We start from the raw sequence: 20,433 nt of genomic DNA on the forward strand, positions 1-20,433 counted from the left end.
CGGTCCTTACGCCGCGGGCTTACGGTTCTCGGCGCTGACCATCCAGGCGTACTGCTCGAGGGTCTCGAGAATCGAGTGCAACATATCTGCCGTCGTCGGATCCTCTTCGTCGACCGCGTCGTGCACGTCGCGGCAGGTCGCGACGACCGCCTCGAGGCGCTCGGTCACGAGGTCGATCACGTCGGTCGTGAAGAGCTCACCGTGCGGCAGCTCGGGAAGGGTCGTCGACTCGGCGACGGTGTCGCTGCGCCCGTCCGGCACGGCGTGCAACGCGCGCATGCGCTCGGCGATCGAGTCGCTGAAGCCGCGCGCCGCGTCGATGATCTCGTCGAGCTGACGGTGCGTGTCGCGGAAGTTCGTGCCGACGACGTTCCAGTGCGCCTGCTTGCCCTGCGAGGCGAGCTCGATCAGGTCGACGAGAACCTTCTGCATGTTCTCGCTCAGCGTCTTCGAGGCGGTGAAGCCGTTCTCGGCGTTCTGTTCCTTCGTCAGCCCCGCGCCCTTCGACGGGCGGCGCTTGTTCTTCGTCGTGGTGGTGCTGTTCGAAGCCATGAGGTTCTCCTTCGACGTCGAGCGTTTAGTGGATCACCGGCAGGCTAACGAGAACACGCAATGTGCCGCCGACCCCTTGAAGGAGCGCGGGAGGGCTGGTACAGGGTCAGCGTATCTCGCTCAATACGTTCCGCACGCGTTGACGTTGCGCGTAGATGACGAACGGGTAGTTTCTCACCGCAGTCAGCTGCTGCAGGCGTTCCGGCAACTCATCGATAGCATCGCGCAACGCGTCGGCGATCCGTTCTTCGAGGCGGCGAGCGAACTCGGCAAGGTATCCCGCCGGCAGCCCCGCGTCAGCCTCGAGTACACGCAGTGAGGCTCCCGAGAAATCACCAAGTCGGCGGCTCTGATTCACCGAGAACGCGAGTTCGACGGCGTTATAGGCCGAGTAGTCCTTGGCGCGACACGTCGACTCTGGCTCGAACACAAGATTGCAGTTGAGGTCGTAGAGCGGCGCAAGCAGCACCAGTCCTGGGTACATCTGAAGCGAGTAATTCTTCGAGTGGCCGTCGTTGTGCCCAACGAACCAGGCAAACACGAGGCTTTCAGCGAACTGGCGCTTTGCATCGAGAGCGAAAGCCGGTGCGAGCTGTCGTTCGAAGAGGAGAAAGAGATCAGCGACGCTCGGGCCGCCATCCTTCTCATACTTCTTGAGAACGGCGGTCCCCGTCGCTTGGGCGAGGTCCTCTTGATGGATGCGAACGACCGCGTCTTCTTCCCGCACTCGGTCGAATCGCTCAACCACGAGAACGTGCTCGCCGGCGAACTCACGTAGTTCGGTCGTCGCGACGCCCATACCCAGCGCGCGAGCTACTCGCATCGTCACATGCTCCGTGACGTCTGAGCCGTCATGTCCGTTGACTCCCGGCTTGAAGATATGCGTCGACGGCGCTGAGCCCCGCGGTTCGAACCATTGCCCGTCTTTGTACGCCAACGCGAACTTTCCCTGTGCTCCGCCAAGCGAGAATGGCTGCCCGGCGGCGCTTCTGTCAGCCCAGTTTGAGTCATCGCGTCTAATCTGGCGGATCCTGTCTGCGATCTCTTCGTCGTCCACCGGCCTGAGCTCTTGACGCTCGCTAGGCCCGACCCCGTGCGGATAGAACTCCAGTGCACCGGCCACGTCCGCGCCGTAGACGCTCAGCAATTCGAAGGCCGCGGTCGTATCAAGGCCAGCGTCTCGCGCCCACTTCGAACGCACTTCCTCGCGATCGGGAAGCAGGTTTTCAAGGAACCTATCGACCTTCTCGCCGCTGTACCCGCCGGGACTCACCGGAAACTGTACCGAGATGGGAATGCTAGCCTCCCGAAACGCGTACTCATCCGTGTACTTGAGACTCAGCACGCCTCGGCGGCGAGATATTGATGCGATGCGCTCGCCGTATAGATAGACGTCCAGACCGACGGCCACGTACTACTCCCCGGCGCTCTCGTCATGCTGCTCAGCAGCTCTCGCAAGCACCCCACTGGCCCGAAGCCTTTCGAGCGCAGCTTGCGCAGCTTCCTGCCCCAAGCCGTACAGCCGGTCTCGAGGGAATGCTGCTGGCGTCGTCGCCCCCGCCTCCCTGCTCCTCAGGTCATCGGCATCCACCGAAGCTCCGGTTCGCGAAACCTCTCCTCCGAGCACGATGCCAAGAAAAGCGAAGATCTTGAGGTAGGTCGCGAACGAGGCGCCGCCGTGCGCCTGCTCGATTCGGGCATACGACTGACGCGTCACGCCGATCGCCTCGGCCACGTCGCTCTGGGTCAGTTCGCGCCGCAGGCGCTGGGTCTTGATCAAACGCGCTGCATCTGCTGGGCTCTGAATCTTCACCATAGCCTCCCGGATGTTCTAGATACTTAACACTGTACCGCTGTTAAATATTTTTAACCCAACTCCAGCGCAATGTCATCAATATGCAACAATGCGCCCGTGTACGTAATTGAGAACATCAGCGCCGCGCCGGCCACACGAACAACGCCTCGGCCGGCCTCCACCGCCGGGCGAGGGCCGCGAGGCCCCAGGGCACGAGCAGTCCCGCGGCGAGCGCGGCGGCGAGCGCGACGCGCGGATCCACGAGCTGTTCCGCGCAGAGCTGCGCGACCAGCGACACCACGGGCCAGTGCACGATGTAGAACACGATCGAGTCCACGCCCACATAGCGGGCGGGCGCGAGCCACCGGGAGCGCGCGATGGGGTTCACGACGCCCGCCGCTCCCAGGATGAACAGCAGCACGATCGGCAGGTTCCAGGGCGCCTCGGGCAGCTGCAGCACGTGCAGGGCATGGCCGGCCGACAGGAGGAGGGCGGCCGCGAACATGACGAGGCTCGGCCAGAATCCGCGCACGATCCGGTCGCGGTAGGTCGACAGCACGACACCCGCGAAGAAGAATGCCGCGTTCCCCCAGAAACGCGGCCACTGACCCTCGATGGGCACCGCGGACAGCGCGATCACCGCGAGCAGCAGGTACGGCGCGGGGATCCAGCGCATCAGCATCGCGATGCCGAAGTACAGCAGCAGGTAGGCGAGGAACCAGAGGTGTTCGATCGGGTCGTAGAAGATGCGCCAGAAAACCTCCCACCCGAAGCCGATCCCCGTGGTCTCGAGCAGGGCCGCGAAGAACGCGATGATCAGTACCGACCAGAGAAGGTACGGCCACGCGATCCGCCGGAGCTTGCCCGCGACGTATCCGCCGGATCCCTTCGCGAGCGAGCGCGTGACGAACAGGCCCGACAGCAGGAACATCGCGGGCAGGCGCAGGGGCGTGACGATGATCGTCAGGGTCTCGAGCCGCGTGAACTCGTGCCCCGCGAACAGCTCGGTGCGCTGCATCGCGTGCACGAGGATCACGAGGATGACGGCCGCGCCCCGGACGACGTCGATCCACGAGTGGCGGACGGTGGACATAGGAGGCCAGACTATCGGTTTCGGCCCCTTAACCGGGGGCTCCACCCGTGCATCACGAAGGCGGCCTCGATGACACTCACCTTTGACCCCACCACGTAGCTTGCAGTTATAACTGAAATGCGGTAACGTGTGTTCTCCGGCGCCACTGAATCGTCCACATCGTGGCGCCGACCGCAACGCAACATTCCCAGCAACCACGTATCGCACTCATTCAGAAGGTCCCGTCATGTCGACGCAGGTACTCTCGCCCACCTCAGCCATCATCGAAGACCAAGTACGAGACGACGCACAAGAGTTGCTGTCGCAGGCGCATGATCGCCGGATTGTCGGCGCGAAGCTCGTGCTCGATGACGGAACCGAGATCACCGTGCCGCAACAGTTGTCCGAACTCCTCGGCTTCGTTGTGGCTGGGGTTACCCAGGGCTCGCTCTCAATTCGTTCGATGCCCGATGAGCTGACGTCGAACACCGCTGCTCAATTGATCGGCATCTCTCGGCCGACACTCATGAAAATCGTTGGGAACGGTGGCCTTGCGAGCCACAAGGTGGGGAGTCACCACCGGTTCACCCTCGCCGACGTGCAGTCGTTCATCGCGCGGCGACGTGCAGATCAGCATGACGCGTTCGAGGCATTGCGGGAGATCGACGCAGGCTAAGAACCGCATCCCGTCGTTTGTCGGAGCACGATCCTAGGCTCGAGCGCGTGCAGAAGATATTCGTCGACGCCAACGTACTGGGTAGCAAGACTCAGTACGACTGGCTGTTCATGCTACGCCTGCGCCTCGAGATGTTCACGCTCTGGACGTCGAACGACGTGCTCGACGAGGCTCACCGCGTATGGCGCCGCCGCAAGCCCGACCTCGGCGGCGCCATGCGCGCTCAGCGTGATGCACTCTTCCGCCGCCTCTTTGACGACGTCTCCGATGCCTGGAACGGCGGCGCCAGCGACACGATCAATGACGTACACGATGTCCATGTGCACAACGCAGCGCGATCGCTTGGGGCCGACATCCTCCTGACCAATAACGGCAAGGATTTTGGCGATCCGAACACGCTGCCGTACGACATATACTCGCCAGACGAGTTCTTCGTGTTGGTCAATGCCAACGCCCCGCAAGCGGTGCGTGATGTCGCCCGAGATCAGGCCCTCTACTGGCACCGACGCAGTGGAGACACTAAATATTCGCTGGCCAAAGCACTAGCAGAGGCAGGTTGTCCCTCGTTCGCGCGTGAGGTTGAAAGGCATTTGGTCGTACTTAGTGGGTCGTCAGCTTCGTTACCCTTGTAGCTACCCTCGTGAGAGGACGCAACCGGGGATTAACATCAGCGCCTTTCGCCATGTCTATGATGTGCGGCAAGCGGGTGTTCGACCCGCGCGACACGTGACCTCGGGGAGCGCCCATGTCAGACCAGATCCGCTCATCGATCCTGCGCCACCTGCGGTACACGGTGGGCGCCGACGCCGACACCGCGACGGCCCTCGAGTGGCGCACCGCGCTCTCGCTCGCCCTGCGCGACCTCGCGATGGATCCGTGGGCGGAGGCGACCCGCATCACAACGGACGAAGACCGCAAGCGCGTCTACTACCTGTCGATGGAGTTCCTCACGGGCCGTCTCATCGAAGACGCCGCGATCAACCTCGGCGTGCGGGACGAGGTCGAGCGGTCCCTCGCCGAACTCGACGTGAGCTTCGCCGACCTCGTCGCCCGCGAACCGGATCCGGCGCTCGGCAACGGCGGCCTCGGCCGCCTCGCCGCCTGCTACCTCGAATCGATGGCGACCCTGCAGCTGCCCGCCTTCGGCTACGGCCTGCGCTACGAGCGGGGCCTGTTCCGCCAGTCGTTCGACGAGGGCCGCCAGGTCGAGCACGCCGACGAGTGGCTGGGCGACGGATCCCCGTGGAGCCTCGCGAAGCCGAGCGACACCCACCGGGTGTTCTTCGGCGGATCCCTCGAGGGCGAGACCTGGACGCCCGAGTCGTCGATCGTCGCGGGCGCCTTCGACACTCCGGTCGCCGGCTACGGCGGGCGCTGGGTGAACACGCTACGGCTCTGGGCCGCCTCCGCGGATCCGGATCTGATCGACCTCGGCCGCTTCAACGCCGGCGACTTCTTCGGCGCCGCCGACGCGGAGACGTGGGCGAAGACCCTCAGCCGCGTGCTCTACCCCGCCGACGAGACCGAACTCGGCAAGCGCCTGCGCCTCTCGCAGGAGTACTTCCTCACCTCCGCCTCGGTGCAGGACCTCCTGGCGCGCTACACGAGCCGGCACACCGACCTCGAGCGCCTGCCCGAGTTCGTCGCGATCCAGATGAACGACACGCACCCGGCGATCGCGGGGCCCGAGCTCATCCGCCTGCTGATCGACGAGCACGGCTTCAGCTTCGACCGCGCCGCCGACGTCGCGACCGACGTGCTCGGCTACACCAACCACACGCTGCTGCCGGAAGCGCTCGAGCACTGGTCGGTCGAGCTGATGGGCTCGCTCCTGCCCCGCCACCTGCAGATCATCGAGAAGCTCGACGCCCGGATCCACGCCACCTACGGCCCCGCCGCCGACGGCGTGCACCTCATCGACCACGGCCAGGTGCGCATGGGCGACCTCGCGGCGTGGACGAGCCACCGGGTCAACGGCGTCTCGGCCCTGCACTCCGAGCTCGTGCGCACCGACCTGTTCTCGGCGCTCGACGAGCTCGAGCCCGAGCGCATCGTCAACGTCACCAACGGCATCACGCCGCGCCGCTGGCTCAAGCTCGCGAACCCCGCCCTCGCGCAGCTCATCACCGACACCCTCGGCGAGGGGTGGGAGACCGACCTCGAGAGGCTGCGCGGGCTCGAGCAGTACGCCGACGACCCCGCCTTCCTCGACGCCTTCGGCCACACGAAGCACGAGGCCAAGCAGCGCTTCATCGGCTGGGCGCGTGACGAACACGCCATCGACGTGCCGCAGGACGCGCTCTACGACGTGCAGATCAAGCGCATCCACGAGTACAAGCGGCAGCTGCTGAACATCCTGTGGACGATCGCGCGCTACCAGCAGATCAAGCAGGATCCGGGCGCCGGCTGGGTGCCGCGGGTAAAGATCTTCGGCGGCAAGGCCGCGCCGAGCTACGCCGTCGCGAAAGACATCATCCGGCTCATCAACGACGTCGCGAGCGTCGTCAACGCCGACCCCGACACCCGTGACCTGCTGCGCGTGATCTACCCGCCGAACTACAACGTCACGATGGCCGAGAAGCTCATCCCCGCCGCCGACCTGTCGGAGCAGATCTCGACGGCCGGCATGGAGGCCTCGGGCACCGGCAACATGAAGTTCGCCCTCAACGGCGCGCTGACGATCGGCACCCTCGACGGCGCGAACGTCGAGATTCGTGACGAAGTGGGTCACGACAATTTCTTCCTCTTCGGTCTCACCACCGAGGAGGTCGCGGAGCGCCGCACGAAGAAGAACCACGCGCGCACCGCGATCGAGAAAAGCCCCGTTCTGCGCGGGGTTCTCGACGCGATCGCGGCCGGCGCGTTCAGCCCCAACGAGCCCGGCCGCTACGGCGGCATCCTCGATCTCGTCTGGAACAGCGACTGGTTCCTCGTGGCGAGCGATTTTGATGCTTACGATTCCGCCCAACAGGTGGTAGACCTGACCTACCGCGACCCGCGGCAGTGGCAGCGAAAAGCAGTGCTCAACATCGCACGGATGGGATTCTTCAGCTCAGACCGCGCGATCCGCGAGTACATGAGCGAGATCTGGAACGTCGGCCCCGCACGGTAAAGGATCCGTCATGGTGGATGAATTCGAGCTCGGCGAGCTCGACGAATACCTCTTCGCGGAGGGCACGCACCGCCGCCTCTGGCAGATCCTCGGCGCGCACCCGGCGACCCGCGACGGCGTCGACGGCGTGCGCTTCGCCGTCTGGGCGCCGAACGCATCGGCCGTCTCGGTCGTCGGCGACTTCTCGCTCTGGGCGCCCGACGCCTACCCGATGACGCCGCACGGATCCAGCGGCATCTGGCAGGGCTTCGTTCCCGGCATCGGCGAGGGCACGCCGTACAAGTACGACATCCGCGACGCCTCCGGCGCGCGCCTGCCGCAGAAGGCCGACCCCGTCGGCTTCGGATCCGAGCACCCGCCCGCGACCGCGTCGGTCGTGCGGCGCCTCGGCACGCACGAGTGGCAGGACGGATCCTGGGACGCCCGGGCGGCGAGCGCCGCCGACCGCCCCATCTCGGTGTACGAGGTGCACCTCGGATCCTGGCGCCGCGCCGAGGGCGGCCGGCCGCTGTCGTACCTCGAGCACGCGACGCAGCTCGTCGAGTACGTGTCCGATCTGGGCTTCACCCACATCGAGGTGCTGCCGATCTCGGAGCACCCCTTCGACGGATCCTGGGGCTATCAGCCCGTGGGGCTGTACGCGCCCACGATCCGCTACGGCACGCCCGCCGAGTTCGCCGCCTTCGTCGACGCCGCCCACCACGCGGGGCTCGGCGTCATCGCCGACTGGGTGCCGGGGCACTTCCCAACCGACGAGCACGGCCTCGGCCGCTTCGACGGCACCGCCCTCTACGAGCACCTCGACCCGCGGCAGGGTTTCCACCCCGACTGGAACACCTTCATCTACAACTACGGCCGCCGCGAGGTCTCCGGCTACCTCGTCGCCAACGCGATGTACTGGCTCGAGGAGTACCACCTCGACGGCCTGCGCGTCGACGCCGTCGCCAGCATGCTCTACCGCGACTACTCGCGCGACGAGGGCGAGTGGATCCCGAACCGCGACGGCGGGCGCGAGAACTACGAGGCGATGAGCTTCCTGCGCGAGACGAACTTCGCCGTCGGCTCCTCCGGCGTCATGATCGCCGAGGAATCGACGGCGTTCCCCGGGGTCACGACGGGCGTGCACGACGGGGGCCTCGGCTTCGACTACAAGTGGAACCTCGGCTGGATGAACGATTCCCTCGCCTACTTCGGCAAGGATCCGGTCTACCGCTCGTACCACTCCGACCTGCTCACCTTCGGCCTCACCTACGCGTTCAGCGAGAAGTTCCTGCTGCCGATCAGCCACGACGAGGTCGTGCACGGCAAGGGCTCGATGTACGGGCGCATGCCCGGCTCGCACGCCGACAAGCTCGGCAATCTGAAGGCGTTCTACGGCTACATGTGGGGCATGCCGGGCAAGAAGCTGCTGTTCATGGGGCAGGAGTTCGGGCAGCCCGCCGAGTGGAACCACGACGACGAGCTCGACTGGGGCGTGCTGCACGACCCCGGCCACGCCGGCGTGCAGGCGGTCGTGCGCGACCTCAACCGCCTGTACCGCGCCCAGCCCGCGCTGCACGTGCGCGACACCGACGGATCCGGTTTCCAGTGGCTGCTCGTCGACGCCGTCGACGACCAGGTCTTCGCCTGGCTGCGCCGCGGCGAACCGGGCGACCCGCACGTCGTCGTCGTGCTGAATCTCACCCCCGTGGAGCGCACCGGCTACCGCGTCGGCTTCCCCGTCGCGGGGCGCTGGATCGAGGCGCTGAACACGGATTCCGCCGCCTACGGCGGCGGCGATCGCGGCCACGGCGGCGCGATCGAAACCGAGCCGGTGCCGACCGGCAACGAAGCCCAGTCGGCGCTGCTCACGCTCCCACCCCTCTCGGCCATCTACTTTGTGGAGGAACGATCATGACCGACTCGAAGCCGCGCAGGCCCACCCGGCTCGCCGATCAGGCGATGGCCTTCGTTCTCGCGGGCGGCCGCGGATCGCGCCTGGAGGAGCTCACCGATCGCCGAGCCAAACCCGCCGTGCACTTCGGCGGCAAGATGCGCATCATCGACTTCCCGCTGTCGAACGCGTACAACTCGGGCATCCGCAAGATGGCGATCGCCACGCAGTACAAGGCGCACTCACTGATCCGCCACATGCAGCGCGGCTGGAACTTCTTCCGCGCCGAGCGCGGCGAATACCTCGACATCCTGCCCGCGAGCCAGCGCGTCGCCGAGAACAAGTGGTACCTCGGCACCGCCGACGCCGTCACGCAGAACATCGACATCGTCGACGACTACGACATCGAGTACGTGATCATCCTCGCGGGCGACCACATCTACAAGATGGACTACGAGATCATGCTGCGCCAGCACGCCGAGACGGGCGCGGACGTGACGATCGGCTGCATCGAGGTGCCCCGCGAAGAAGCGAGCGCATTCGGCGTCATGGCGATCGACAAGGCGGGGAAGATCACCGAGTTCCTCGAGAAGCCGAAGGATCCCCCCGGCACCCCCGACAACCCGACGATGTCGCTCGCCTCGATGGGCATCTACGTCTTCAAGTGGTCGCTGCTGCGCTCCCTGCTGCTCGCCGACGCGGAAGACAACGAATCGGGCCACGACTTCGGCCACGACATCATCCCGCAGATCGTGGCCGCGGGCGGAGCCTACGCGCACCGCTTCAGCGACTCGTGCGTGATGACGGGCCTCGAGACGCGCCCCTACTGGCGCGACGTGGGAACGATCGACGCGTTCTGGCGTGCCAACATCGACCTCACCGAGTTCGTGCCGGCGCTCGACCTGTACGACAACGAGTGGGCGATCTGGACGTACTCCGAGCAGACTCCGCCCGCCAAGTTCATCCACGACGACATCGGCCGCCGCGGACAGGCGATCCAGTCGCTGATCTCGGGCGACTGCATCATCTCCGGATCCGATGTGCACAACTCGCTGCTCTTCACGGGCAACCGCGTGCACTCGTTCTCGGAGCTGAACGACGTCGTGTCGCTGCCGTACGTCGACGTGGGGCGCGGGGCGCGCCTCAGCCGCGTCGTCATCGACTCGCGCGTGCGCGTGCCGGAGAAGCTCGTCGTCGGCGAGGATCCCGAAGAGGACGCGCGCTGGTTCCGCCGCACCGCGGGCGGCGTCACCCTGATCACCCAGGCGATGCTCGATCGGCGCGCCGCGGCGCTCGGTCTGTGATGGCGCGGAAACGGCGCGTCCTCTCCGTCGCCTCCGAGTGCGCGCCGCTGATCAAGACCGGCGGCCTCGCCGACGTGGTGGGCGCGCTCCCCGCGGCGCTCGCCCCGCACGGCTGGTCGTCGCGCGTGCTGCTGCCCGGCTACCCGTCGGTCATGGCGCGCATGCCGCGCTCACGGCGCGTGTGGCGCACCGACGATCTCTTCGGCGGCCCCGCCGCCGTGCGCGACACGACGATCGACGGCTTCGACGTCATGCTGCTCGACGCCCCGCACCTCTTCGACCGCCCCGGCGGGCCGTATGAGTCGTTCGAGGACTCGCACGTGCGCTTCGCGGCCCTCAGCTGGGTCGCGTCGCGCATCGCGATCGAGGGGCTCGCGAGCGGCTGGCGCCCCGACCTCGTGCACGCCCACGACTGGCAAGCGGGCCTCGCCCCGTCCTACCTGAAGTACGCCGCATCCGAGGTGCCGTCGGTGCTGACGATCCACAACATCGCCTTCCAGGGCATCTTCGGCGCCGACCAGCTCGACCGGCTGAAGCTACCCACGTGGGACTTCCACCCCGACGCGCTCGAGTACTACGGCAACGTCAGCGCCCTGAAGGCCGGCATCGTGCACGCCACGCGCGTCACGACCGTCAGCCCGACGTACGCCGCCGAGCTGACGACGCCGGAGTTCGGCTTCGGGCTCGAGGGCGTCGTCGCGATGCGCGCGGCGCGCGGCGAGATGCACGGCATCCTCAACGGCATCGACACGAGCATCTGGGATCCGAGCCGCGACCCGATGACGCAGCCGTTCGACGCCGACGCACTCGCCGGGAAGGCGGCGGCCCGAGAGGCCCTACTCGAGGAGTTCGGTCTCGACGAGCCCGCGGGCCCGCTCGCCGTCGTCGTCACGCGCCTGACGCACCAGAAGGGCATCGACCTGCTGCTCGAGGCCCTTCCGCCCTTCGTCGACGCGGGCGGCGCCGTCGCGATCCTCGGATCCGGCGATCACCACTACGAGCAGGCCCTGCTGGCGCTTCGCTCGCCCCGGGTCGGCGTGCGGCTCGGATACGACGAGCCCCTCAGCCACCGCATGTACGCCGGCGGCGATCTCGTGCTCGTGCCGAGCCGCTTCGAACCCTGCGGCCTCACCCAGATGTACGGGCTGCGCTACGGCGCCCTGCCCGTCGTCGCCTCAACCGGCGGCCTCCGTGACACCGTCGACGACGGCCGCACCGGCTTCGTCTTCGACGACATCTCCTCGGCGGGCCTCTCGGCGGTCCTCGCCCGCGCCGCCGCCGCCTTCGGCTCCGCTCCCGAGTTCGCGCGCATGCGGCGGGAGGCGATGGCCGAGCCCGTCGACTGGGGAACGTCGGCCGCCGAGTACGCCGCGCTGTTCGATTCGCTCCTATGAGGCTCGGAGTCACCCTCACCGCCACCGGTGCCGATGTCGCCGTGTGGGCGCCGACCGCCGACCGCGTGTGGTTCTGCCGCATCGCCGACGACGGATCCGAGCGCCGCACCCGCCTGCCATATGCCGAAGGCGGCATATGGCATGGCTCCGTGCCCGATGTCGCACCGGGAACGCGCTACGGAATCCGCGCGGCGGGCCCGGGCCTCGACCCGCACACGCTGCTCGTGGATCCGTACGCGACCGCGCTCGACGGCCCGCTGCGGGCCGGATCCGCCACGCCGCACGGGATCGTGCTCGAACCCGCCTCCGCACCCGCATGGACGCGGCCCACGGAAGAGCTGATCGTCTACGAGGCGCACGTGAAGGGCCTCACCGCGCTGCACCCGTCGATCCCGGAGGACCTGCGCGGGACGTACGCGGGGGCCGCGCTCATGGCGCCCTACCTCGCCGAACTCGGCGTGACGGCGCTCGAGCTGCTGCCGATCCAGGCGTTCCTCGACGACGAGCACGTGCTCGCCCGCGGTCTCACGAACTACTGGGGATACCAGCCGATCGCCTGGCACGCGCCGGAACCGCGCTACGCCGCCCGCGACGCCGACGCCGAGGTGCGCGAGCTCGTCGACGCGATGCACAACCACGGCATCGCCGTCATCGTCGACGTCGTCTACAACCACACGGGCGAGGGCGGCCAGGACGGGCCGGTGCTGTCACTCAAGGGACTGGCACCCCAGGCGTACCGCATGCACGAGGGCGAGTATGTCAACGACGCGGGCACGGGCAACACCGTCGCCGCGGAGGAACCGATGGTGCTGCGCCTCATCCTCGACAGCCTCCGCCACTGGGCGACCCGTTACGGCGTCGACGGCTTCCGCTTCGACCTCGCGGCGACCCTCGGCCGCACCGCGCACGGCTTCAACCCGCGCGCCGCGTTCTTCCAGGCCATCGGGCAGGATCCGGTCCTCGCGAACCGCATCCTCATCGCCGAGCCGTGGGACATCGGGCCAGGCGGATACCAGCTCGGCGCGTTCCCGCACCCCTGGCACGAGTGGAACGATCGCTTCCGCGACGACGTGCGCCGCGCCTGGCGCGGGGATCCGCTCATGCTGCCCGCGCTCGCGGCGCGGCTGCTCGGATCCGCGGGCGAGTTCGACCACGACGGGCGCACGGCGCACTCGTCGATCAACTTCATCACTGCGCACGACGGCTTCACCCTCGCCGATCTCGTCTCGTACACCGAGAAGCACAACCTCGACAACGGCGAGGACGGCAACGACGGGCACTCGGAGAACTTCTCCTCCAACGGCGGCGTCGAGGGCGACACCGACGACGCCGAGGTGCTCGCCGTGCGCCGGCGGCGCATGCGCGGCATGATCGCGACCCTCGCCGTCGCCCAGGGCGTGCCCATGCTGCTCGCGGGCGACGAGGCGGGCAACTCGCAGCGCGGCAACAACAACGCCTACGCGCAGGACAACGCCATCGGATGGGTCGAGTGGGACGGCGACTCACACACCGAGTTCGTGCGCGAGGCGCTCGCCGTCCGCGCACGCCTGCCGATCCTGCGCCAGCGCGCCTTCCTGCACGGCGGCGAGCGCGGCACCTTCGGTCGCGACATCACCTGGCTGCGCGCGGACGGCAACCTCGTGGAGGACGACGACTGGCAGGATCCCGAGTTCCGCACGATCGTCGCGGTTCTGCGGGGCGCCGCGGGCGACCCGGACGGCGAGGCGGTCGACGGGGCCGTCGCGATCGTCGTGAACCTCGGCGCCGACGCGACCGTCGAGCTGCCGCCCGGATCGTGGCAGCTCGAGCTCGACTCGTCCGGCGCCGCGAGGCTGGAGCCGACGTCGCTCGACATCCCCATCGAAACCCTCGTCGTGCTTTCGCGCGACGACTGAACGGGCGTTCGGGCCGTCCCTGCGTACTATGGGAAGGCTGATCACGGCAAAAAGGGGAGGCTCGTGCTGCGGCTACAGACGGATCCGTCGTTTCTCGACTCGCACTCGACCGCGCAAATCGTTCTGATTCTCGGGGCCGTCGCGGTCGGAGCGCTCGTCGTCGCTACACTCGCCTTCCGGGTGCGCTCGCGGTGGCTGCTCGCCGCGACGCTGGCGCTCGGGGTGGTACAGCTGTTCGGTCCATTCGGCTTTACCTCCGTGGCTCTGCTGGCGACCTGCACGCTGTTCCCCGTCGCCTTCTGGCGCACGCGCGGGATCCGCGGCGTGCCGTTCGTCTGGGGGATCCTGCTCGGCGCGCTCGCGATCTGGGAGGCGATCTCGGTGATGTGGTCCGAGAAGCTCGGATCCGCCGGCTACGCCGTCATCTTCTCCGTCGCCCTGCTGACGGTGTTCCTCCTCGCGCTCGACGTCGTGCGGCGCGATGCGGGCGGCGGCCCGATGGCCGTCGCCGCCGCGGCGCCGTTCGTGATCGTCTCGGGCCTCATCGTCATCGCCTTCCGCTTCATTCCGCATCTCGAGGGGCAGTACCTCCTCTCCCCCGTCGCGCGGCTGTTCTCCGAGCCCGACGTGATCCTCATCTCCGAGAGCGAGATCAACATCGCCCTCGACCCGATCCGCTCGCTCGGCGTCTTCGCCGACGTCGCCCAGCCGCCCGGATCCACGGGGCTGCTCGAGGGTCTGTTCCTCAACAGCGAGCTGACGAACTTCCAGAACGTGCTCTCGCCCGACAAGGCGGGCGGCGTGTTCCTCAACGGCAACACGGCGTCGCTGTTCTTCGGCGTCGCCGCCTGCGTGTCCGTGTGGGCGCTCGCGGCGACCCGCGGCGGCGGGGTGGCGGCCGTTGTTGCCTCCGGCGATGCTTCCGCTGGTGCCGCTGGTGCCACGTCCGGGACCGGCGCTTCCGGCGCCGGCGTTTCCGGGAAGGCGCCGACGACGCAGCCCGTGCGGGTGCGCGACGCGGCCCCGGCCGCCGGATCCGTCGCCGCCGACCCCGCGCGCGGCTGGCTCGTCGCGGTGCACGCCGCGACGGCCGTCGTGTCCGTCGCGGCGCTGGTGGCCACCGGATCCAAGACCGCCCTCGTGCTGCTCGTCGGCCTGCCGCTTCTCGCCCTGTTCATCGCCTGGGCGGTGCGCCACCCGCTGCCGGGAACCATCGTCGGCATCGTGGGCGTGCTCGTGGCCGCCGCGGGCGCCACCGCCGTGCTCATCAAGCGACCCGATCTGCTCACCTCGAGCACGCTCGGCGACCGCCTCGGACTCTGGCGCATGGTCGCCGAATCCTTCCCCGAGCGGTGGTTCACCGGCTTCGGCTTCGGCAACTGGCGCTTCCACATCGTCGAGGAATGGCCCTTCTACTTCCCCGGCGTCGCCCCGCAGGTGTGGCCGCCGCACAACATCTTCCTGCAGGCCTGGACCAACGCCGGCATCGTCTCGCTGGTGCTCGTGCTCGTGCTCATGGTCCTGCCGCTCGTCGCCGCGCTGCGCCGCATGGGCGAGGCCCGCCGGTGCACCAAATCGGTGCCCGCGCGGCGCGGATCCGCCAACCGCTCCTCCGCCCCGCTGTGGACGTCGCCGTTCGCCCCCATCCCCATCGCCCGCGGCGCCGTCTTCGTCGGCCTCGCGTGGATCCTCGTGCACGGCATGGCCGACACCACCAACTACGCGGGCGACAACCACACGCTGCCGCTGGCCGCGCTGCTGACGGCCCTCGCCCTGACGCCGACGCGCAAGATCGCGGCCTGACGAAAGGTCTGCCATGACGACGTACGTGTACTACCCGCGCGGCCTCGCCACCGGGGGTCCCGAAGCGCTGCACCAGCTCGTCGACTCGCTGCGCCGGCAGGGCCAGGACGCCTACCTCGTGCCGATCCCGGGAACGGCCGGAGCCGAACGCGCCGAGCGATACGCCCACTACGACGCCCCCGAGGCGGGCGCCGTCGACGACGCCCGCGGCAACATCGTCGTCGTGCCCGAGACGCAGGCGTTGCTGCTGAAGCCGCTGCGCCGCGCCCAGGGTTACGTGTGGTGGCTGTCGATCGACTACGCGCCCCGGTTCGTCATCGAGCGCGACACGACGTCGCTGCTGCCCATCGAGCGCACCCGCAACACGCGCTTCCCGCTACTGCAGGTGCGCCGCGTCAAGCGCTTGGCCCGCGGCATCGCCACGGGCGAGGACGCCCTGTTGCAGCGCGTCGGGCACCTCGCCCAGTCGCACTATGCGTGGAGCCACGTCTTCGCGCACCTCGGGCGTGCGGGATCCATCGTCAGCGATTACACGCCGCAGGTCGCGACGGGCGCCGGATCCGCGGACCGCATCGCGCGCATCGCCTACAACCCCGCCAAGTCGCGCCCGATCATGGCCGAGTTCGCGCGCCGGTGGCCGGGGATCGAGCTCCTGCCGCTGCAGAACATGACGGGCGCCGAGGTCGCGCAGGCGCTCGAATCGTCGCTCGTGTACCTCGACCTCGGGGCGCACCCCGGCAAGGACCGCATGCCGCGCGAGGCGGCGCTCGCCGGATCCGTCGTGCTCGTCGCGAACCGCGGGGCGGCCGCGAACGGCGTCGACGTGCCCCTCCCCCAGGCGCACAAGATCGACGTGCTGCCCGACATCGTCGCGAACGCGAAGCGGGCCTACGACGCGGTCCTGGCCGATCCGGCCGCCGCCCACGCCGCCCAGGCGGACTACCGCGCGCGGATCCCCCGCGAGCGCGACGTCTTCGACGCCGAGGTCGCGGCCGTGTTCATCGACGGCAAGCTGGGCGCCGACGGCGCCTCCCCCACGCCGTTCAAATGACACCTTTGCGGGGTCGTGCGGGGGTGTGACTGCCCGTAGGTGTCATACGAACGGGGTGAGGGGGGCTTGCGGGTTGCTGCCCCCGGGGGCCGTTCGTATGACACCTTTACGGGGTTGGGTGGGGGTCCGACCCCTCACATGTGTCATTTGAACGGGATGAGGCGCGGACCGGCTCCCCTGGCCGTTCATATGACACTTTTACCGGGTCGGGTAGAGGTGAGACCCCTCGTATGTGTCATTTCAACGGGGCGAGGCGTGGGGCTTGCTGCCCCTGGGCCGTTCAAATGACACCTTTACGGGGTCAGGCGGGTGCCGGACCCCTCATAAGTGTCATTTCAACTGGATGAGGCGCGGGACCGGCTCCCCCACCCGTTCAGATGACACCTTTACCGGGTCGGGCGGGTGCCGGACCCCTCATAAGTGTCATTCGAACGGCGGGGCGGGGCAGGCGGGGCAGGCGGGGCGGGCGAGGCGAGGGGCAGGGTCAGCGGCGCCGGATGAGCTTGCGGAGGCGGCGCATGCCCGACTGCTCGGGCGGGAGGTCGTGCGTGAGCATCGCGTCGATATCGCCCACGGCCGCGGTCCGCGCGTCTTGGATCCGCCGCCGCTCGCGGCGGCCGTGCGTGAGCGCGATCCGGATCCCGCGCACGAGACCCGACCAGGCGGGCTTCGCGGATCCGGTCACCGTCGCCTTCGCGAGCATCATCGCCAGGAGCAGCACGAAGCGCGGCACGATGATGTGGCGCAGCCCCTTCGGCGCGTTCTTCGTGATGAGCACGGGCAGGTTCTGGAACGTCTGCCGCACGGTAAAGCCCGGGATCCGGCCGCTCGTCGCACCGATCTTGTGGTGCACGATCGCGGAGGGCTCGAACACGATCGCGTGGCCCCGGAGGCGCGCACGGAAGCCCACATCGATGTCTTCGAAGTAGGCGAAGAAGGTCTCGTCGAAGAGCCCGATGTCGCGGAACAGACTCGTGCGGTAGAGCGAGGCGCCGCCCGAGGCGGAGAACACGGGCTCCGATTCCGGGGCCTCGTGCGCGGGCAGACCGCGGTAGCGAGGAAACGGCATGCCCCACGTCGACACGGCGTCACCGGCGGTGTCGATCACCCCGGAGGGCTGCAGCATGAGGCTGGCCGCGACCGATGCTCCCGTGCGTTCGAGCGCCGCGTCGAGGTTCTCGAGCCACTCCGGCTCGGGCGCCGCATCGTTGTTGAGCAGCGCGACGGTCTCGTAGTCGCCGGCGAAGGCCCACCGGATCCCGACGTTCACGCCGCCCGCGAAGCCGAGGTTCTCGGCTTCGGTGTGCAGGACGAAGGTCGCGAGATTCTGACTTTTCGTCGAGGATCCGTCGGAAACGCGAGAATCTTCAGAACCTCGCGACATGTTCAGAATCTCGACGCGCTCGCGCAGGCGGGCGGCGTCGTCGCCGGCGGATCCGTTGTCGATCACCAGCACGTCGAAGCGCGGGTGGGTCTGTCGCTCGAGCGCGTCGAGGCACTCGAGGGTGTCGGCGAGGCCGTTCCAGTTCAGAACGACGACGAGCGTGCGCATCATGGGCGAGCTCCCTTCCGGCGGGTCACGACGATCATGGCAAGTTGCGCAATGAGCACGCTGGTTTCGGCGGCGGCGAGCCCTGCGGATCCGCCGACCGCGCCGAAGGCCGCGGCGAGCGCGAGCGAGGTGGGCACGCCCACGACGGCACCGATCACGACGCTCGCGAAGACGAGCTTCGGGCGGCCCCAGGCGATGAGCACGTGGCGGCCCGTGGCGGTCGACATCGACAAGCTGAACGTCGCGATACCGAAGAAGACGGCGGTGAGCCGGTCGATCCCGACCTGGAACAGCACCTGCGTGAGCCACGGTCCGAGCGCGGCGAAGGCGGCGAATCCCGCGAGGCCCAGCGCGCCGTGCAGCAGGAGCGCCCGGCGCGCGCGGTGGCCGAAGTGGGCGCGGTCGTCCTCGACGACCCAGCCCTGCAGCGCGTTGCCCTGCGCCCCGATGACGGTCTGCCCCATGCGCCACAGCTTGTCTGCCGAGATGTAGAGGCCGGCCTGCGCGGTCGAGGCGCCGAGGGTCACGATCGAGACCGCGAGCGCCGTGTAGGCGCCGCTGACGGCCTCGGTCCCGGCGGCCGCGAGCTGCGCGCGGGCGAATCGGATCGACTCGCCCCATCCCGTGAGCAGCTGGCGCAGCGGCACGACGCGGCGGGCATAGCCGAGCACGCCGCCGACGATCGCAACGATAAGGAGCGTCGGGTAGGCCCACACGAGGGCGGATCCGCCGAGCACGACCGCGACACCGCCGAGGCCCGTCGCGATCGCGCGGGGCAGCAGCTCGAATCCGACGAGGGGAATCGGCGTGCCGAGGCCGATGAGGTACCAGCTCGAGGTGAGCCCGCCGAGCGTGATCGCGATGGCCATGAGTGCGGCGTCGAGGCCGGATCCTTCGGGCGCGAGCAGCCACGCCGCGACCGCGCCGACGACGAGCGCGGGGAGGAGGAAGAGGATCCGCGCCCGCGTGCCGCGGGCGAAGAGGGCGGGCCGCTCGTCGGCGGGAGCGAGGGCGACGAGCGTCGGCCCCTGCACGTTCAGGCCGAGGGCGACGACGAGGGCGAGGAATCCGCCCACCGACTGCCCGACGCCGATCGCCACCCATGCGTCAACGCCCGCGGCGCGCGCCAGGAATGGCAGAACGAGGAAGGGAATGAGCGCACTAAACGCGGGAATTGCCGAGAAGCTCAACAGTCGACGAGCCAGCACCCTCACACCCCCCACCGTTCATATGACACTTCTTGGTACTTGGCAGGGCCGCGACGGTGCGTAAGTGTCATCTCAACGGCGCGGCGGCGGGCACGTCCCACACCACCCACCCGTTCAAATGACACCTTTCCGCAGTCACCCCGCGCACAACCCCACACAAGTGTCATTTCAACGGGTGTGCCAGTAGTCGGAGGTGCGCATGCGGATCGCCTGGCGGAAGCCGATCGTGGCGTCGATGCCGTCGCGCGGGATCTGCGGGCGTTCCACCCCGCGCGCGGCCTTCCAGCCCTGGATCCGGCCGACGAGCGCCGACGGATCCCGCTGCAGCACGAGCCGCCGCAGGCACACGAGCGCCTCGATCGCGAGCGCCGGGATCGCGCGGCGGGTGCGCAGCACGCCCCACGCGCGCAACAGGTAGCCGCGGCCGAAGCCCGCGAGGCGGATCTGCCGGGGCGTGCCTTCGCCCGCCGAGGCACCGCCGATGTGCACGCCGCCCGGGCGATCGAGAGCGACAGTGCCGTATCCGCCCGCGCGCAGGCGCAGGGCCAGGTCGAGCTCCTCGCCGTACATAAAGATGCCCTCGTCGAGCACACCGACCTCGTCGAGCGCGCGCCGGCGGTACGCGGCGACGGCGCCGTAGGGGCCGAGCACGGGCGGATCCGCGGGGCTCTGCCGCTCGAGCGGCGCCCCGTGATAGCGCACGAAGCCCGCGCACGTCGCGTCGGCGGTGATCCCCTGCGAGTCGATGGATCCGTCCGTACCCATGAGCAGCGGGCACACGCTCGCGACGGTCGGCCCCGCCGCGTCCAGCGCGTCGGCGATCGAGGCCATGAGATCCGGTTCGGCGACGACGTCGCTGTTGACGAGCACGACGATCTCGCCGGTGCCCGCGGCGATGCCCCGGTTGCAGGTCGCGGCGAAGCCCCGATTCGTGGGATTGCGGATCAGCGTCACCTCGGGGAAGGCCTCCGCGACGCGGTCGGCGGTGTCGTCCGGCCCGCAGTCGTCGACCACGATGACATTGACCGAGCGCGTCTGCGCGAGCAGGGCGCGGATGCAGGGTTCGACGTGCTCCCACCCGCCGTAGACCGGGACAATGGCATCAATCGTGGCGGTCTCAGGCATGGGTTCAGTGTAGTTGTCAGT

General features: G+C 68.5%; 16 protein-coding genes. 9 read left to right on the top strand and 7 right to left on the bottom strand.

Translation table 11 applies throughout. The annotated features are described in order from the left end of the window. Positions 1-6 precede the first annotated feature (6 nt). The 4 genes from IEX05_RS13920 to IEX05_RS13935 form a co-directional block, all read right to left on the bottom strand. On the bottom strand, positions 7-552 hold the full coding sequence (locus tag IEX05_RS13920) for a Dps family protein (protein ID WP_188702893.1): 546 nt from the start codon (positions 550-552) through the stop codon (positions 7-9). Between the two features lie 106 nt (positions 553-658). Next, positions 659-1,963 (bottom strand): HipA domain-containing protein, encoded by a 1,305-nt coding sequence (locus tag IEX05_RS13925; RefSeq protein ID WP_188702895.1) that lies wholly within the window; start codon positions 1,961-1,963, stop codon positions 659-661. Between the two features lie 3 nt (positions 1,964-1,966). Continuing rightward, the gene (locus IEX05_RS13930; protein WP_188702898.1) at positions 1,967-2,368 is read right to left on the bottom strand and encodes a helix-turn-helix transcriptional regulator; all 402 of its coding nucleotides are present in this window, start codon (positions 2,366-2,368) and stop codon (positions 1,967-1,969) included. Positions 2,369-2,483: 115 nt separating this feature from the next. Continuing rightward, positions 2,484-3,440, bottom strand: a complete 957-nt coding sequence (locus tag IEX05_RS13935) for an acyltransferase family protein (protein WP_188702900.1) — start codon at positions 3,438-3,440, stop codon at positions 2,484-2,486. 226 nt (positions 3,441-3,666) lie between these two features. On the opposite strand from IEX05_RS13935, the gene IEX05_RS13940 reads away from it, so the two are divergent. The 9 genes from IEX05_RS13940 (at position 3,667) to IEX05_RS13980 (ending at position 16,527) form a co-directional block, all read left to right on the top strand. After that, positions 3,667-4,095 carry a helix-turn-helix domain-containing protein gene (locus IEX05_RS13940; protein ID WP_188702902.1) on the top strand — a complete coding sequence of 143 codons (429 nt, stop codon included), beginning with the start codon at positions 3,667-3,669 and terminating at the stop codon, positions 4,093-4,095. A 47-nt stretch (positions 4,096-4,142) separates the two neighbouring features. Next, complete coding sequence (locus tag IEX05_RS13945) at positions 4,143-4,727, top strand: PIN domain-containing protein (protein ID WP_188702903.1); 585 nt, start codon at positions 4,143-4,145, stop codon at positions 4,725-4,727. A 113-nt stretch (positions 4,728-4,840) separates the two neighbouring features. Then, positions 4,841-7,207 carry a glycogen/starch/alpha-glucan phosphorylase gene (locus IEX05_RS13950; RefSeq protein WP_188702905.1) on the top strand — a complete coding sequence of 789 codons (2,367 nt, stop codon included), beginning with the start codon at positions 4,841-4,843 and terminating at the stop codon, positions 7,205-7,207. 10 nt (positions 7,208-7,217) lie between these two features. After that, a complete protein-coding gene (gene glgB / locus IEX05_RS13955; RefSeq protein ID WP_188702907.1) occupies positions 7,218-9,104 on the top strand; it encodes a 1,4-alpha-glucan branching protein GlgB in 1,887 nt (628 codons plus the stop codon). Beyond that, on the top strand, positions 9,101-10,384 hold the full coding sequence (gene glgC, locus IEX05_RS13960; protein ID WP_188702910.1) for a glucose-1-phosphate adenylyltransferase: 1,284 nt from the start codon (positions 9,101-9,103) through the stop codon (positions 10,382-10,384). Before glgB ends, glgC begins: the two co-directional genes overlap by 4 nt. After that, the gene (gene glgA / locus IEX05_RS13965) at positions 10,384-11,778 is read left to right on the top strand and encodes a glycogen synthase GlgA (RefSeq protein WP_188702911.1); all 1,395 of its coding nucleotides are present in this window, start codon (positions 10,384-10,386) and stop codon (positions 11,776-11,778) included. Before glgC ends, glgA begins: the two co-directional genes overlap by 1 nt. After that, positions 11,775-13,673, top strand: coding sequence for a glycogen debranching protein GlgX (gene glgX, locus IEX05_RS13970; protein ID WP_188702913.1), 1,899 nt, complete (start codon positions 11,775-11,777; stop codon positions 13,671-13,673). Before glgA ends, glgX begins: the two co-directional genes overlap by 4 nt. Positions 13,674-13,736: 63 nt before the next feature. Further along, the gene (locus IEX05_RS13975; protein WP_188702916.1) at positions 13,737-15,476 is read left to right on the top strand and encodes an O-antigen ligase family protein; all 1,740 of its coding nucleotides are present in this window, start codon (positions 13,737-13,739) and stop codon (positions 15,474-15,476) included. 13 nt (positions 15,477-15,489) lie between these two features. Beyond that, positions 15,490-16,527: a hypothetical protein gene (locus tag IEX05_RS13980; protein ID WP_188702918.1), complete on the top strand. Its 1,038-nt coding sequence runs from the start codon at positions 15,490-15,492 to the stop codon at positions 16,525-16,527. A gap of 484 nt (positions 16,528-17,011) precedes the next feature. Here the strand turns inward: IEX05_RS13980 and IEX05_RS13985 are convergent, their stop codons facing one another. From IEX05_RS13985 to IEX05_RS13995, 3 genes are all read right to left on the bottom strand, one after another. Then, positions 17,012-18,082, bottom strand: coding sequence for a glycosyltransferase family 2 protein (locus IEX05_RS13985; RefSeq protein ID WP_188702920.1), 1,071 nt, complete (start codon positions 18,080-18,082; stop codon positions 17,012-17,014). Next, positions 18,079-19,269: a polysaccharide biosynthesis protein gene (locus IEX05_RS13990; protein ID WP_188702922.1), complete on the bottom strand. Its 1,191-nt coding sequence runs from the start codon at positions 19,267-19,269 to the stop codon at positions 18,079-18,081. Before IEX05_RS13990 ends, IEX05_RS13985 begins: the two co-directional genes overlap by 4 nt. 186 nt (positions 19,270-19,455) lie before the next feature. Beyond that, positions 19,456-20,412 (bottom strand): glycosyltransferase family 2 protein, encoded by a 957-nt coding sequence (locus tag IEX05_RS13995; protein ID WP_188702923.1) that lies wholly within the window; start codon positions 20,410-20,412, stop codon positions 19,456-19,458. Positions 20,413-20,433 lie beyond the last annotated feature (21 nt).

It is taken from the genome of Microbacterium nanhaiense (assembly GCF_014646015.1).
Lineage (GTDB): Bacteria > Actinomycetota > Actinomycetes > Actinomycetales > Microbacteriaceae > Microbacterium > Microbacterium nanhaiense.